The sequence below is a fragment of the Lysinibacillus sp. NPDC047702 genome (assembly GCF_050272555.1).
Classification (GTDB): Bacteria; Bacillota; Bacilli; order Bacillales_A; family Planococcaceae; genus Lysinibacillus.
In genome coordinates this window covers 84,085-98,513 of sequence record NZ_JBNNMG010000005.1, presented here as the reverse complement: position 1 = coordinate 98,513, position 14,429 = coordinate 84,085, and the positions used below count along the sequence as shown (strand labels likewise).

The window sequence follows — 14,429 nt, the reverse complement described above, 5'->3', positions numbered from 1 at the left end:
CACAATTGGGCGACCTTCATATCCCTATGAGCATAATTCATTGTCTAATGAAATGCCTGCACAAAAAAACCAAGGAGCATCGGTGCTCTCTTGGCTTTAACGATATATAGGCATACATCTAGTCGTTCTTGAAATTGTCATAAGGGAAAGGGGGATAACCTTACGTCTTGTCAAGTCGATCAAGAGATGTGTCCCGAGTTAGCATATTATTTGAATATGATTTAGAGGTTATAAGTCAAATCATTTAAGAGTAGCTTGCCCAAATGATTTCTACATTAATCATCTACCCTAAAAATAACAATGTATGCCTATATGTCATAAATTTTTCACTGATTTTCTTGTCGCGCTACCATTACTTGATTACGCCCTGCCTGCTTAGCAAGATACAGTGCCCCATCAGCAGCTTCAAATAATGCTTCAGTCGAGTCAGCCATCTGAGGATAGACAGCCACCCCTGCCGATAATGTCACGGGTCGGCCACAAGGACTAATCGTGTTAGCTAAAACATTTCGCAGCTTCTCTGCAACTGAAGCAGCTTTCTCCGCTGTAGTATTAGGTAACAGCATAACAAATTCCTCACCACCATAGCGGCAACACACATCTCCTTCTCGAGCTACAGCTTCCATATTTTTCGCTAAGAATTGCAAAACCTTATCCCCCACAGCATGACCATATGTATCATTCACACTTTTAAAATGATCTAAATCCAACATAATGATAGCGTGAGGTAACTTGTTTACTTGCCATTCTGCCAGCATTGCATCCATCGTACGTCGATTTGTTACCCCTGTCAGTGGATCAGTGGTTGATTGATCCTTGAAAAACATTACCTGTCCATGTAAAAATGATAAGCTCCTTATTAAGACACTTTTTAAAGAATACGCTTCAAAATACCAGCCTTTAACTGATTTTAGCCCTTCAACATTTTTAGTATCTAGACTCTCCTCTGTTAAAGTAGCTAGTTGCTGTAAAGGACTAGCGATACGCGCTGCCGCCCAAAGTACAATAAATATTGAAACAAGCATAAGTGGTATGGATTTTATCGCCACATCCTGTACCCGATCAAACGAAGGTGCTAGTGCTACATCTAAAGGTCTTTGAGAGACAACTCCCCACCCAGCTAAAGATACTGCACTATAACCAGCAAGCATTTCAATGCCTTTTGTGTTCTCGACAAGCTGTGCTCCATTCTTCCCAGAAATCACAGCTTTCACAACTTTATTTTCAGTAACAATATCATTGATTCTACTTGGGTCCTGATGGTAAATTACTCGACCATCTTCATCTACTACATATACATAAGAGCCATCATGACTATAATGTTCTCCCAATAAAGTATTAAAGGCATTTTGTTCCTTTAAATAAATAGTTCCAGCTACCATTCCTAGATATTCATTCGACGCTGAGAATATAGGATAAGATATAAAAATGATTAGACGTCCTGTAATCGCCTCATAAGGTTTAGAAATAAGCGGCTCCTTTTTAGTTAAAGCCTCTTTAGCACCAACTGATGTTAAAACCTCACCCTTTATTTCGATAGAGGGTGGTGAGATAGAAAGTACACGACCATCTGCATTCGTTATAACGACAGAGTTAAACATACTATTTTGCATTTTCAAACGATCCGTTTCCTGATCTAATGCATTTCCATCATTCATCTTTGAACCCATGTTGCCAGCACTATAACCTAAAATTTGAAAAGCTTCCTCTAGGTAGGCATCTGCGGTAGATGCTAGTTTTTGTGCATACACTCGATTCGTTTCTAATGTGTTTTCTTTAATCGAGTCAACATTCATTCGGTAACCGCTCCAGATGCTGCCAATACTTGTCAAGAAAAAGGCAGCCATTGCTACTCCCATAATTAAATGTTTTAACTTTAACTGATTTGATTTCAACTTTCACACCCCTATTTTTCGTAAATAAGTACATTTTCTTATTTTATTAGAAATAATTTGTCGAAACAGTATATTTTTTAAAGCTATATTATATCTAAAGTAACATTATAGTGTAAGTGCCAAAATTTATCCTCTCGTTTTTTAATAAAAAATGTAGTATTTTTATAGTAATAAAACGCTATTTTCTGATAGATTTATTACTTTAACAGAAGAGGATTGAAGTATGTTGATTCATAAAACAGCTCCAATTTTATTGGGCTTTGGTATAGGATTATGGGCTAATGCCTCTATCAGCTTAAATAAAAAAGCTTATTCGAGTGCATTTACGCAAAAAAATTTCTCAAATAGTAGCTTTCAAAGTGAATACAAAATGGAATGGCATCGAATAGGGACGGACGATTCCCTATTTTCTCTTGTAGGAAGGCATAATTCTCAAGTCGTTGGTGGATACGAAACAAGGTTAGGGCATAGTGTATTTGGTATCAAAATAGGTACTAATCGAACAGAGGTTACTAAAATATATGGGTCTCCTCTCAAAGCTATTCACTATCAAAATACAAGTTATTTGCTAAATTATCTTGATTGTACAGACAATGAAGCATATGGTACCTATTTAATCAATCAGCACTATGTCACTTTTTTCTATGACTTACACAAAAACAATATAGTTCGTTCTGTTCTTTGGATCCATGCTGCTACAGAATTAAATAAAAATGGCTTCTATGGAAAACCTTCCAATGAATTACGTACAGGATTTGAAGATTTAATGGTTGAACTCATTAATCATGAACGAGCCGTAGAAGGATTGCAACCACTTATTTATGACAATAGATACAATCCTATAGCTCGCCAGCATAGTAGTAATATGATAGCTCACCAATTTTTTAGCCATGAGGATCATATTGGTAATCATTCTAATGATAGACTTACTGCTGGTAGTGTAAATTATTTCTGGTATGGTGAAAATATCGCATCTGGTCAAAGCAACAGCATTTTTGCTCATGAGGCACTGATGAATTCTATAGGGCATCGTAGGAATATTTTAAGAAAAGAGTTTACGCATGTTTTTGTTGGCATCTGCTTTAAAAACAATGGTTCCCCTTATTTTACAGTGAATTTCTATTCAAAGTCATAGCGTAAGGAACTTATCCTTGCCCTGATAATATTATTTTTCATGTTGTTGAAATACTATTATGTCAATGAAATTAAGGTGACAAATTAAAAAGTATAGCCCTTTTTCAAAACGAGAGGTTGATCTCCGTTCCGACTGAGTGCTTTCCTGGGGGCGTCCGATGAGCCGCTTCACTCGCGTTGCTCGCTCTAGGGTCTCATCTGTGACGCTGAATCCCCGAGGAGTCACTCAGTCTACACTCCAATCAACCTTTGCTCATAGTATTTTCTTCTGGCAATTCACACAAATATATAGTGATAAATTTGAAGTCTTAGCGATCATTATATTGTGCAAAAATGGGGCTTTGATAACATTTTTCTATGCGAAAGCAGAGCAGTACTTTATGTAAAGTTACAAAGTAGTTTTATGCATAAAATGTAGGTTAATAGCTGTAGAATTGTACCAATATTCTAACCATTTAATGTTGGTGAGTAACATGCTTTTACTTTACTTTACTTTTGAGGGAAGAATATATTTAAAGTTCTACACTATTGCTGATTGGAGTGCAAGGCTACTCGACTCCCGTGGGATAGCGAGACAGACGAGAATCTGAGGCCAACACGATGTTGGTCACGAAGGCGTTGTCACAGGACGTGACGCACTTAGTCTTCGTTCCCTCAGCGCAGGAAGCGGCTCGTCGCTCGCCCACTGGAAAGCGAGTAACCTGGAACGGAAATCACCTTCATTTGACTTAGTAGTGTTCACAAAGAGTCCCTTGACCATTTTAGTTTTTCAACACTATAAAAATCTCTATGTGCAATCTATTGCATAGAGATTTTTTCGTCTTCATATTTACAGAATTTTCAAACAAACGGTGATTATTATCTGAAATTTGACAGAAAATCTATATTCAAAATTTTTTTACTTTTATTGTTATTCTGACATATAATTTTCAGACTAATTATTTTATAATAAAATTTAGCATAGTCAAGCCATTGCTTATTCTGTTATAATACTGATAAATTTAAATAACTCTGTATTAATACAGATATAATACAGGCTTTTTTACAAATGGGGTTAAGAGAAAAGCGTTGCTAGGCCTCTTAGCATAGATGGCGTTAGCAGCCTACACAAAAAGGGGTTGGGAGATTTGGGTATTTTAAAGGGGTTAAAAATTCTCGATTTTTCTGCATTACTACCAGGGCCAATGGCGACAATGATATTTGCCGATTTAGGTGCGGAGGTTATTCACGTAGAATCTTCGAAGCGTGTGGATTTAACACGAATCATGCCTCCTTATGATGACGACCATGAGGCATATATACATCAACATTTAAATCGTTCTAAAAAGTCATTAACGTTAAATTTAAAATCGCCAGAGGCTGTGGAAATCGTCAAGTCACTCGTTAATGAGTACGATGTTATTATCGAAGGTTTTCGCCCTGGCGTTATGCAACGACTGGGCATCGGCTATGAGGCACTTAAGGAAATAAATCCAAAGGTTATTTATTGTGCAATTACAGGTTATGGTCAAACGGGACCCTATAGCAATCGTCCAGGACATGACAATAACTATTTATCATTAGCTGGTTTACTGGATTACTCTCGACATAAGGATAAAAAACCAGTTTCAATGGGAATTCAGCTAGCTGATATTGCAGGAGGCACCATGCATGCTGCAATCGGCGTACTAGCTGCTGCATTACATCGTGAAAAAACAGGTGAAGGGCAATATATCGATATTAGTATGACAGATGCTGTATTTTCACTTAATGCTATGTATGGAGCTGCATACATTGGAGGTGGACGAGTGCCTCAGCCAGAGCAGGAAATTTTAAATGGTGGCAGCTACTATGACTTTTACAAAACAAAGGATGGAAGATTTTTCTCAGTAGGAAGCCTTGAGCCTCAATTCCGCAAGCTGCTATGTGAAGCACTTGATATTCCTGAGCTCATTGATAATACTTTTAATGACTCATACTATACACAAATTCGTTTTAAAGAAGCTGTTCATGATGCTTTTTTATCAAAGACCTATAGTGAATGGCTAGAGGTGTTCAACGAGGATTTTGAGGGATGCGTGGAACCCGTTTTAACTTTTCCTGAAGCATGCGAGCACCCACAGCTAAAGGCTCGCAGCATGATTGTTGATATTCCCAAATACGATGGTACGATGCAAAAACAAATTGCATCTGCCTTTAAATTTGACGGAGCTCAACCAGAATATAGACATGTAGGTGCCAAACTTGGAGAGCATAATGAGGAAGTGTTATCTGCTCTTGGCTTTAGTGTAGAAGAAATTACTGATTTAAAAGACAAGGGCGTTTTAGAATAAACATAAAAAAGGGTGTCTAGTGTAAATATGCACTAGACACTCTTTTTAATTAATCCTGCTCTACATATGCACTTATAAACACTCGTAAACTTTCAAAATGATCATCAATAAGTAAGTATTTTTTATAAATTTCTATCAATTTCTCAAAAAGCTCATACTGCTCTGTTATAAATAAGACTTTTAAAATATTCAATATATGGAGGGATGCGCTCTGTGCTACAAAATAATAGGAAGCTTCTGGTTGACGGTAATTTCTACGCCATTCTTCAACAGATAAGCCGATATGCTGTAATGAATTATTAACATGTAAAGCTATATCTTGCTGAACATAAGCCTCAATCGCAATAAATTGTTCATTACTATAGTTTTTCTGCACTAATGCTGCATGTATTTTTTTATTGGATGCAAGTACATGCTCCTTTAAAAGTGTTAATCCCTCTTGATAACGAGCGGTTCTTACATAATGATCAAGCATAATGGCATATAAGTTTTCTAGAAAATTTAGTTCATAATTTTTGATAATAGCGGGAGGTGTAGGCTTACGATTAGGCAGTAATTCTTTATATTCAAGCATAATCTCTATTGCATAATTATTAAGTCGCTCATCCTCTAATAAATATTCCCCATATTTGATAACCAATTCATCATTCTTCTCCTGATATGCTATATGAAACAAAAGGTAGGCAATCAACACCTTTTCTTTCTCTGTCAAGGCATACATTGAATATCGCCAATCCGCCTCAAAAGCAGTAATTAATGACTTAACACAGCGATTATCTCCTTCGGCTAACCGGTAATGCACAACAATTTGATAAAGATGTAACTGTTTTTTTTCTAAGCATGTCGAATTATAGTTATCCACATAAGTTATACACTTATCCAGAATTTCTTTGTAATTATTCACAAAGATATTCACATGTGTATAAGTTTTTCTTGCAGATCTCTCAAAATGACCAAGCATTTCATGAATAAATGTGAATTGTTCTAAAGGTTTGTGGATAAACAGTGAATAAATCTTTTTCATAAACAACCAATGCCAAAATAGAGTATGTTCTTTATAAATCATATGCACAAAATATTCATTGTTTAATTTATATAAAAATATAGTTTGGAGTTTGTTCACTGGCATTGTAATTTGCATCCGTTTCCCAAATATTAACCATATTAACCGCTCAAAGTCCATTGTATGCTGTGCAAAAAGCTGCTCAAAAAAGGACTCTTTCCCTTTTTGCGTATAAAAAAAATCATTCAGACGATCATGTACAAACTTAGCATCCATTCCTTGTTTATCAAAAAAAGCTTGCGCATCAGTAGTTACATGACCCCAATATTTCCTCGCAGTTGAAAAAGCAATGTTCATCGCCATTTCCTCATTCACTAAAAATAAATTTGGTGAAAGTGCAGAACCTAATATTTTTGGGTCTGCCTGTAACTTGTTCTCTGCCTCCAACCATGTTGACAGCAATTTTTCAGCACCCTTTTCACCACTATGCTTATATGCCATGAATAACTGCTCATCACAATCCAACAGCATACAATTGGAGCCCCCTATCAAATTCACCCAACAGATATCTTCCCCTATCATATAAAATACTAACAACCTAAGTTAATTCTCTTTCTTCAATATAACAAATCTTATCCAACATATGCTAAAAAAATCATGTTATGCCTAAAGAATACGACAACAGAATTCGACTAAATGCAACAACAAAAAAACCCATCTATTAGATAGTAACTTCTAATAGATGGGTTCATGTTGTTGAAATACTATTATGTCAATGAAATCAAGGTGACAAATTAAAAAATATAGCCCTTTTTCAAAACGAGGGGTTGATCTTCGTTCCGACTGAGTGCTTTCCTGGGGGCGTCCGATGAGCCGCTTCACTCGCTTTGCTCGCTCCAGGGTCTCATCTGTAACGCTGAATCCCCGAGGAGTCACTCAGTCTACACTCCAATCAACCTTTGCTCATAGTATGTTCTATTGGCATTTCACAAAAATGTGTAGTGATAAATGGAAGTCTTAACCATCACTATTTTGCACAAAAATGGAGCTTTGATATAACTTTTTTCTTTTGCGAAAGCAGAGGGTCAGCAATAAGTGACTTTATGTAAAGTCAAAGTGGTTTTATCCATAAAATGCAGGACAACAACTATAGAATTGTGTCACTATTGTATCCATTTAATGATGGTGAGTAACATGCTTTTACTTTACTTTTGAGGGAAGAAAATATTTAAAGTTCTACACTATTGCTGATTGGAGTGCAAGGCTACTCGACTCCTGTGGGATAGCGAGACAGACGAGACCCTGCACGGAGCGTCAGCGCAGGAAGTGGCTCGTCGCTCGCCCACTGGAAAGCGAGTAGCCTGGAACGGAAATCACCTTCATTTGACTTAGGAGTATTCACAAAGAGTCCCTTGACCATTTAGTTTTTCAACACTATGAACCCATCTATTAGATAGTAACTTCTAATAGATGGGTTATAAATTTAATTTTCCTGAAAAAGATTGGCAAATGAGTTCATTGGGCAATTACTTATAAGTTGGTAGCCCATTTGTATTGTCACAATTCACTCATTGCCTATGCTAGACAGTGCTAGCAGCATAATATACAACTTAGGAAAGTCATGTATAATTCACTAATATAATCGAGAAATTGACCTTCTCATAACAGTAGACGAGCAACCATTTAAATAGTTACAAAAAAATCTGTCAAATTTTTAATAACTCTGTAACAAATATGGGTTACACAAACTTTACCAGAATGAAGGATATTGTCGTGTTTCACGTAAATTATTAATCACTATACCAAAAAAGACAATAATTAATGCACCTATTAGTACAGGCATCACCAAATAGCTCCATCCATAGCCTCCTAAAATAATAATAATAGGATTCGCTCCTGCTGGTGGATGAATAATTCCTGTAATCGCCATTAAGAAAATCGTTAACCCTACACCAATGCTAATGGAAATAATACTTGTTCCTAGAAGAGAATATATAGATAAACCGATACAGGCAGAAATAAAATGCCCTCCGATAATATTTCGCGGCTGAGACAATGGTGCATTCCAAACGATAAATACGAGGACACAGCTTCCTCCAAGTGAAGCCATTAGCCAGGGTGTCCCTGTGTAATTAGTCAGCCACAGTAGTACAAAAATACATATTAATCCTCCGACCGCACCTGTGAGAGCGTCAGCAAAATTTGTTCTTGAAGGTGCATGCCCTCCGCCCCTCATTTTATTGATATATGCTTTAATACTATTTGTTTTTTCTCTTTTTTCTTGTAAACGCACAAAGTCTGCCATGTGTCACCATCATTTCTATGTAAGAATTCTAATAGAACTATAACAATCTTTTAGCTATTTAGAGCTTGTTCTATTATAGCAACTAATCAATAGAAAACAATTTTTATTTGTCGATTTTTAGACAAAAATCTTTGCAACCCAAAAAAGCAAACCAGAAATAATTTTCATAGTTTGCTTTTGTGCTTATTTTTATCGATCAATCATATTGTTTTTTCACTGGTTTATAAATTCGTGCTTTTTTCAGTACCGTTTTCGGTACTTGGAAGGTTGCTGTTACCACTCCAGGATGACGACCAATTTCAATGGAACCTGTAATGGTTGCTCTGTTCATCACCTCTGGCTCACTCATCTCAAAGAGCTTTGCTGCACGACTTAATGCATTATTTGTTGCCTCATTTAATGATGTTCCAGAGCCAATAACTGATACAGGGAATGCTTCCTCCACCTGTTTAACGCCAAATTCCTCCGCAAGCTCACGAGCACGACGTTTTTCTTCCTTTGTAAAAGGTTTTGCTGTATAAGGCAGATCTTCAGTATTCGGCAATAAAATTGGACCTTCCAACGCCGTTTTTTTCAATACACTGACCTGAAGTTGAACGATACCAGCAACATCTGTAGTATGTCCTGCAATTTCACCATCACCTTGCATGGCGTGCATATCACCAATATAAACACCACCTCCAGAAACCTTAACTGGACAAATAATAGTTGCCCCCTCACGAACACGGCTTATATCCATATGCCCATCTGTACGATGTTTATCCAATTCCTCTTGTGTAAAGGCATATTCATGCGGTGCCCCAATTAAAAATGAACCAAAGTCACCTGCATTATGAGAGTCTGGCATAGCCTTGGATGGCGTAGTACCTAGTTGTCCTAAAAATGGACGCATTCTAGCCATCACCCCGATTAAATCACTTGGCGCTAATGCTACCACCGGATTTTGTATAGAATTTTCAGGTGTGCGCATATAATTTTTCGCATCCAGTGCAATACGACGTGCTCCTTCTCGACCAACAGTGACACCAACATTCCCCTTATGATCAAATGCCATCGTGTAGCCATTGATCATTTTAAAAGGTGCCGTTTCTGTATTACATGTGGAACAGCGTATGGCATGCTGACCGATTCCCTTAACGATAGTGCTCGGATGAAGTTTTCCACAGCCTGGACATTTTACAGAGACGAACGGGTCACCAATAAATCGATCGTTAATCACCTCATCATGTCCAGATGCTGTTGCCAATGAAGTCACTTGGATGGATTTAATTTTAATGACAATGGCATCTCCTACCTCTGCTCCTTCTACAAATACAGGTTTTGTCACTTCATGTCCGCCGCGAATTGTAGGAGTCAGCATAGGTCCCCAGCAACCGGGTGTTGTATTAGCAAAAATCGTTCCACCATCTTTAACAGGTCCAAGCATTTTCTGTGCAGGGTCTAAAATACCATCTATAAACTCATTTACGAATAATGTTTCGACGGCTTGCGGCGGCTGTTCAAAATTTTCATTTTCTATTCCTGCTTCTTTTTCTAGCACATGCAATTCGTTTGTCATTCTTCGTCACGCTCCTAGTTTGATTTTATGTATTTATGTTAAAAACGCTCTCCACAAATTGCAGAGAGCTATTCTTCCTTAATTGTTCATATATAAATCATAAACGTGTGAGAAATCTTCTTTTTTATATTTGTCCTTATGATCAATCATCCAGCTATTTGCAAAACGTGTAATTTCCTCGAATGATGTAGAAGGAGTGACATTATCATTTCCGATTCGTCCAATGGATGAGGAAGCAATCTGTAAGCTTTTTTCTGCTGCCTCTAACTTATAGGCATTTTGCTTTTGTTCATAGCTGATTGCATGTAACGCTTTATATAAGTCTTTAATATCATCAATAAAACGTTTATGAATGTCGATGGATAATGGAGAATTACCTATTGTAAACTTAATTTCGACATCAAGATCAATTGTTCCTGCTGTTTCGAGAAAAACTTCTGTAATAGAATACATAGAATAATCATAACGGCGCAATAATCGCTTCTTGCTCATGGCACTTTCACCATCAACATGAATAATCGCTCGATTGGTGAAGCAATACTCGTCTGCCTTCGTTTTAATTAAAAAATAAATTTTCTCGTCTATTTCATGCAAAATAAAATCATCTGCATCCGTTTTATCATAATCGTCACGAGGCACAACTACGCCAATATCCGACAATCCTAGTGCATCTGCTGCTATTTTTTTAAACACTTGCTTTCCCTCCTAGTTATTTGATACTCTCTTTACGATTTAAACTCTGTAAAAGTTTCAAAAGGTCTTTGTGCTTTAAAAGTGCACAAAGACCATGTTGTTGAAATACTTTTATGTCAATGAAATCAAGGTGACAAATTAAAAAGTATAGCCCTTTTTCAAAACGAGGGGTTGATCTCCGTTGCTCATAGTATTTTCTATTAGCATTTCACACAAATGTATAGTGATAAGTTTGAAGTCTTAGCCATCATTATATAGTGCAAAAATGGGGCTTTGATAACATTTTTCTATGCGAAAGCAGAGCAGTACTTTATGTAAAGTTACAAAGTAGTTTTATGCATAAAATGTAGGTTAATAGCTGTAGAATTGTACCAATATTCTATCCATTTAATGTTGGGAGTAACATGCTTTTACTTTACTTTTGAGGGAAGAATATAAAGATTTCAAAAAATGGATAGGTATGCTAACAAAATATAAAACGATAGATATTTTTCGTAGGCTTGAAAAACAACAAGCACGAGAAAAGGGAGATGAGGAACTTTCACGAAAGCCTGATATAAAAGAGACAGAGCAGGAATTTCTAAAAAAGGAGCGACGAAATGATTTATTATTCGCAATTAGCTGTTTAGCATTTTGCCAAATAGCTAAAAACACATCATTCACACATTCTTCAATAGCATCTTTATTGATGTTTGAAAGAATTTTATAAGCTATTGCATTCACGAAACTAGAATAATGCTCTATCACATAATCAAGTGCATCTTCTTTTTTATTTTGTAAACGGCTAATGAAATTTTTAGCAGTGCACCTCATCATTTCGCCCCCCTATAAATCTTTTGAAAAAGCTTTTTCACTAACTATATCGAAGCCAAAGTACTAAAACTCTCAGCTTTTTAGACAATTTCTTTTATAATAATTTTCATAAATGAGCGTACTGTAAACTTAATGATTCGTTAATCATTGTTCGGCTTTCAAAAATTAAGACTATACGCTATCCTTAAATCTCTAAGATGATTATCAAAATAAAATGAAAGGGTGTGTCCCCATGCAAGAACCAACCATTTTAGTAGTGGACGATGAGGCTGATTTAGCCAATCTGCTAAAAGTCAGTCTGCAAAAGGAGGGCTATAAGCAAATTCATACCGCAGGCACTATTCAGGAAGCATGGAAGAGCTTTCAGCAGACGCAACCAAATATTGTGCTACTCGATGTCATGCTTCCAGATGGTGAGGGCTATGATTTATGTAGACGGATTCGAGAAGTATCGCATATCCCAGTCCTTTTTATGTCAGCGAAAAATGAGGAAATAGATAAAATCTTGGGGTTGGCCATTGGGGGCGATGATTATATTACAAAGCCCTTTAGTCCAAAGGAGGTTGCCTATCGCGTTAAGGCACAATTACGTAGAGCCGGCTACCAAACACAGGAGACAACACCGAGTATTGCCGAAAAAGCATTACAGGTTGGACCATTCCAGCTAAATGTTGATGAAACTGAAGTACACAAGGATGAAGTCTTATTGGAATTAACGGCTAAGGAAATTGGCTTAATGGCATGCTTTATGCATAATCCTAATCGAATTTTAAGTAAAGAGACGCTTTTTGAACGTGTGTGGGGAGAGGATTTTTTCGGCTCTGATAATACTGTAATGGTGCATATTCGACGTCTACGCGAGAAAATTGAGCAAGATGCCTCTAAACCTATGTTCATCACCACTGTAAAGGGACTTGGTTATAAATTCGTTATACCAAAAGAGGCACAAGGATGAGATGGAAATTAACAGCACGCTTCCTCCTTTCCGTACTATCTATTGTCATCATCGTTATTTTTGTCAATACTGCTATTCTTATTGGGCTCCTCATTTATCGGCTAGCAAATGAAAATGATAGCTTTGTTCCATCTACAGAAGAAAGCTTTGTACGGGATTTCCAAAAATATATTGATATAAGTAATGAAAAGCCTTCAATCAGTAAAGAAGGACTTGAACACTTGCATCAGCGAAATGCTTGGATTCAGTTACTTGATGTGAATGGTCAAGTTATCGATTCCCAATTCGCACCAGAGAAAGCTCTTTCACACTATGCACCTATAGATTTAATTCAAGTATATAAATATAAGGAATTTGATGCTGATACTACTGTTTATGTTGGCAGTAAGGATGATGTAAATTATCTCATTGGTATTAAGGGTAGTGGTGTTACAAGATTTGTTATGCATGTTTCTGGTACATCGTTTTTACAGTTCATTGGAAAATTTGGTTTATTTATTGTTATTGCTGATTTAATAGTCGCTACATTGGTTGGCTGGCTTTTTGGTCGTACATTAACTAAGCCACTATATGCAATGATAGAGCGTATTCGTCATTTAAAAAATCATGAGCATCAAACTGTTAAAATGCCTGGCGGTGTGTATAAACCTGTTTTTGAAAATTTAAACGAGGTATCAAGAGAACTAGCTGCACACGAGCAGGAACGCAAGCGACTAGAATTGATGCGTGAAGAATGGATTAGCAATGTCTCACACGATATGAAAACGCCTCTTGCCTCTATTCGTGGTTATGCAGAGCTATTAGATGATGAAACACTAGCTCCTCAAGAACAAGCTGAATATGCTCAAATCATTGAGAAACAGTCATTGCACATGCAAGATTTGCTAGATGATTTAAATTTAACGATGCGCTTAAGACATCAGCAGCTGCCGCTCACTCTAAGGGAAGTTGACATGGTGTCGTTTATTCGGGAGATTGTGATTGATACATTAAATACTCCACAATACGAGCTTGCCAATATTGATTTTGAGGCAGCCTCAAATAACAGCCAGCATCAAATTGATGAGCATTTTATGCGCAGAGCTATCATGAACTTTTTACACAACGCTCTACTTCATAATGGTTCAGATGTAACTGTTCATGTGTCTGTGGATGAGAATTCTATTACGATTTTTGATAATGGCAAAGGGATAGCAGCAGCAGATTTAGAGCATATTTTCGAACGCTACTACCGAGGTACAAATACAGAACAAACAACTGGCACTGGTTTAGGCACAGCTATTGCTAGGGATATTATTGAGGCCCACGGCGGAACTGTTACTATAACCTCTGATGAAGGAAAAGGTACAACCGTTACTATCTATCTAAAAATGGAGCAGTCCTAGTGGCTGCTCCTCTTTGTTATTTCATTAGATCCTGCACCTTAGTAGGTAGCTCATGGAATTTCACTTCATCATAGGAAGTGACTTCCGTTTCTTTTTTTACATATAGCTTTAAATAGGCATCATGGCGTAAATTTTTCTGAGCGGAGAACTTTAATGTTTGTTCTTCTCCATTTTTATTGTAAGTAGGTAGCTCATACCAATACATTTTAAAGATTTCTCCGCTATTTGCCTTATATTCTTCCACCTCTCCATCAGCCGTAATATGGACATAGTATGTGTCTTTATTTAAACGGTTAAAGTCTACAGTCATCAATACAACCAATCCTGCTACAAATAGGATAAACAATGCACCTATTCCTAAAAATATTTTTTTCAT

At 36.8% G+C, this 14,429-nt stretch carries 13 protein-coding genes; 7 read left to right on the top strand and 6 right to left on the bottom strand.

From position 1 onward, the window contains the following. Nucleotides 1–326: 326 nt before the first annotated feature. Complete coding sequence (locus tag ACQKIM_RS04425; RefSeq protein ID WP_427539644.1) at nucleotides 327–1,895, bottom strand: sensor domain-containing diguanylate cyclase; 1,569 nt, start codon at nucleotides 1,893–1,895, stop codon at nucleotides 327–329. A 223-nt stretch (nucleotides 1,896–2,118) separates the two neighbouring features. On the opposite strand from ACQKIM_RS04425, the gene ACQKIM_RS04420 reads away from it, so the two are divergent. The 3 genes from ACQKIM_RS04420 (at nucleotide 2,119) to ACQKIM_RS04410 (ending at nucleotide 5,341) form a co-directional block, all read left to right on the top strand. Further along, the gene (locus ACQKIM_RS04420) at nucleotides 2,119–3,030 is read left to right on the top strand and encodes a CAP-associated domain-containing protein (RefSeq protein WP_427539641.1); all 912 of its coding nucleotides are present in this window, start codon (nucleotides 2,119–2,121) and stop codon (nucleotides 3,028–3,030) included. Between the two features lie 157 nt (nucleotides 3,031–3,187). Beyond that, entirely contained in the window at nucleotides 3,188–3,415 is a 228-nt protein-coding gene (locus ACQKIM_RS04415) for a hypothetical protein (RefSeq protein ID WP_427539638.1), read from the top strand. A gap of 741 nt (nucleotides 3,416–4,156) precedes the next feature. After that, complete coding sequence (locus ACQKIM_RS04410; protein WP_427539635.1) at nucleotides 4,157–5,341, top strand: CaiB/BaiF CoA transferase family protein; 1,185 nt, start codon at nucleotides 4,157–4,159, stop codon at nucleotides 5,339–5,341. Between the two features lie 49 nt (nucleotides 5,342–5,390). Here the strand turns inward: ACQKIM_RS04410 and ACQKIM_RS04405 are convergent, their stop codons facing one another. Then, nucleotides 5,391–6,875 carry a hypothetical protein gene (locus tag ACQKIM_RS04405; RefSeq protein WP_427539633.1) on the bottom strand — a complete coding sequence of 495 codons (1,485 nt, stop codon included), beginning with the start codon at nucleotides 6,873–6,875 and terminating at the stop codon, nucleotides 5,391–5,393. A gap of 337 nt (nucleotides 6,876–7,212) precedes the next feature. On the opposite strand from ACQKIM_RS04405, the gene ACQKIM_RS04400 reads away from it, so the two are divergent. Beyond that, on the top strand, nucleotides 7,213–7,365 hold the full coding sequence (locus ACQKIM_RS04400; protein WP_427539630.1) for a hypothetical protein: 153 nt from the start codon (nucleotides 7,213–7,215) through the stop codon (nucleotides 7,363–7,365). Nucleotides 7,366–8,094: 729 nt separating this feature from the next. Here the strand turns inward: ACQKIM_RS04400 and ACQKIM_RS04395 are convergent. From ACQKIM_RS04395 to ACQKIM_RS04385, 3 genes are all read right to left on the bottom strand, one after another. Then, a complete protein-coding gene (locus ACQKIM_RS04395; protein WP_427539627.1) occupies nucleotides 8,095–8,649 on the bottom strand; it encodes an HPP family protein in 555 nt (184 codons plus the stop codon). A gap of 196 nt (nucleotides 8,650–8,845) precedes the next feature. After that, a complete protein-coding gene (locus tag ACQKIM_RS04390; RefSeq protein ID WP_427539624.1) occupies nucleotides 8,846–10,207 on the bottom strand; it encodes an acetamidase/formamidase family protein in 1,362 nt (453 codons plus the stop codon). 78 nt (nucleotides 10,208–10,285) lie between these two features. Beyond that, complete coding sequence (locus tag ACQKIM_RS04385; RefSeq protein WP_427539621.1) at nucleotides 10,286–10,900, bottom strand: PH domain-containing protein; 615 nt, start codon at nucleotides 10,898–10,900, stop codon at nucleotides 10,286–10,288. 460 nt (nucleotides 10,901–11,360) lie between these two features. Between ACQKIM_RS04385 and ACQKIM_RS04380 the strand changes: the two genes are divergently transcribed. From ACQKIM_RS04380 to ACQKIM_RS04370, 3 genes are all read left to right on the top strand, one after another. After that, nucleotides 11,361–11,609, top strand: coding sequence for a hypothetical protein (locus tag ACQKIM_RS04380; protein ID WP_427539618.1), 249 nt, complete (start codon nucleotides 11,361–11,363; stop codon nucleotides 11,607–11,609). A 336-nt stretch (nucleotides 11,610–11,945) separates the two neighbouring features. Beyond that, complete coding sequence (locus ACQKIM_RS04375) at nucleotides 11,946–12,668, top strand: response regulator transcription factor (RefSeq protein WP_427539615.1); 723 nt, start codon at nucleotides 11,946–11,948, stop codon at nucleotides 12,666–12,668. Further along, on the top strand, nucleotides 12,665–14,053 hold the full coding sequence (locus ACQKIM_RS04370; protein ID WP_427539612.1) for a sensor histidine kinase: 1,389 nt from the start codon (nucleotides 12,665–12,667) through the stop codon (nucleotides 14,051–14,053). The genes ACQKIM_RS04375 and ACQKIM_RS04370 overlap by 4 nt, the downstream gene beginning before the upstream one ends. A 16-nt stretch (nucleotides 14,054–14,069) precedes the next feature. Here the strand turns inward: ACQKIM_RS04370 and ACQKIM_RS04365 are convergent, their stop codons facing one another. Then, the gene (locus ACQKIM_RS04365; RefSeq protein ID WP_427539609.1) at nucleotides 14,070–14,429 is read right to left on the bottom strand and encodes a YxeA family protein; all 360 of its coding nucleotides are present in this window, start codon (nucleotides 14,427–14,429) and stop codon (nucleotides 14,070–14,072) included.

Coding starts and splice junctions, on each gene's coding strand:
- ACQKIM_RS04420 (WP_427539641.1), top strand. CDS start 2,119: ATGTTGATTCATAAAACAGCTCCAATTTTATTGGGCTTTGGTATAGGA.
- ACQKIM_RS04415 (WP_427539638.1), top strand. CDS start 3,188: ATGAGCCGCTTCACTCGCGTTGCTCGCTCTAGGGTCTCATCTGTGACG.
- ACQKIM_RS04405 (WP_427539633.1), bottom strand. CDS start 6,875: ATGCTGTTGGATTGTGATGAGCAGTTATTCATGGCATATAAGCATAGT.
- ACQKIM_RS04400 (WP_427539630.1), top strand. CDS start 7,213: ATGAGCCGCTTCACTCGCTTTGCTCGCTCCAGGGTCTCATCTGTAACG.
- ACQKIM_RS04395 (WP_427539627.1), bottom strand. CDS start 8,649: ATGGCAGACTTTGTGCGTTTACAAGAAAAAAGAGAAAAAACAAATAGT.
- ACQKIM_RS04390 (WP_427539624.1), bottom strand. CDS start 10,207: ATGACAAACGAATTGCATGTGCTAGAAAAAGAAGCAGGAATAGAAAAT.
- ACQKIM_RS04380 (WP_427539618.1), top strand. CDS start 11,361: ATGCTAACAAAATATAAAACGATAGATATTTTTCGTAGGCTTGAAAAA.
- ACQKIM_RS04375 (WP_427539615.1), top strand. CDS start 11,946: ATGCAAGAACCAACCATTTTAGTAGTGGACGATGAGGCTGATTTAGCC.
- ACQKIM_RS04370 (WP_427539612.1), top strand. CDS start 12,665: ATGAGATGGAAATTAACAGCACGCTTCCTCCTTTCCGTACTATCTATT.
- ACQKIM_RS04365 (WP_427539609.1), bottom strand. CDS start 14,429: ATGAAAAAAATATTTTTAGGAATAGGTGCATTGTTTATCCTATTTGTA.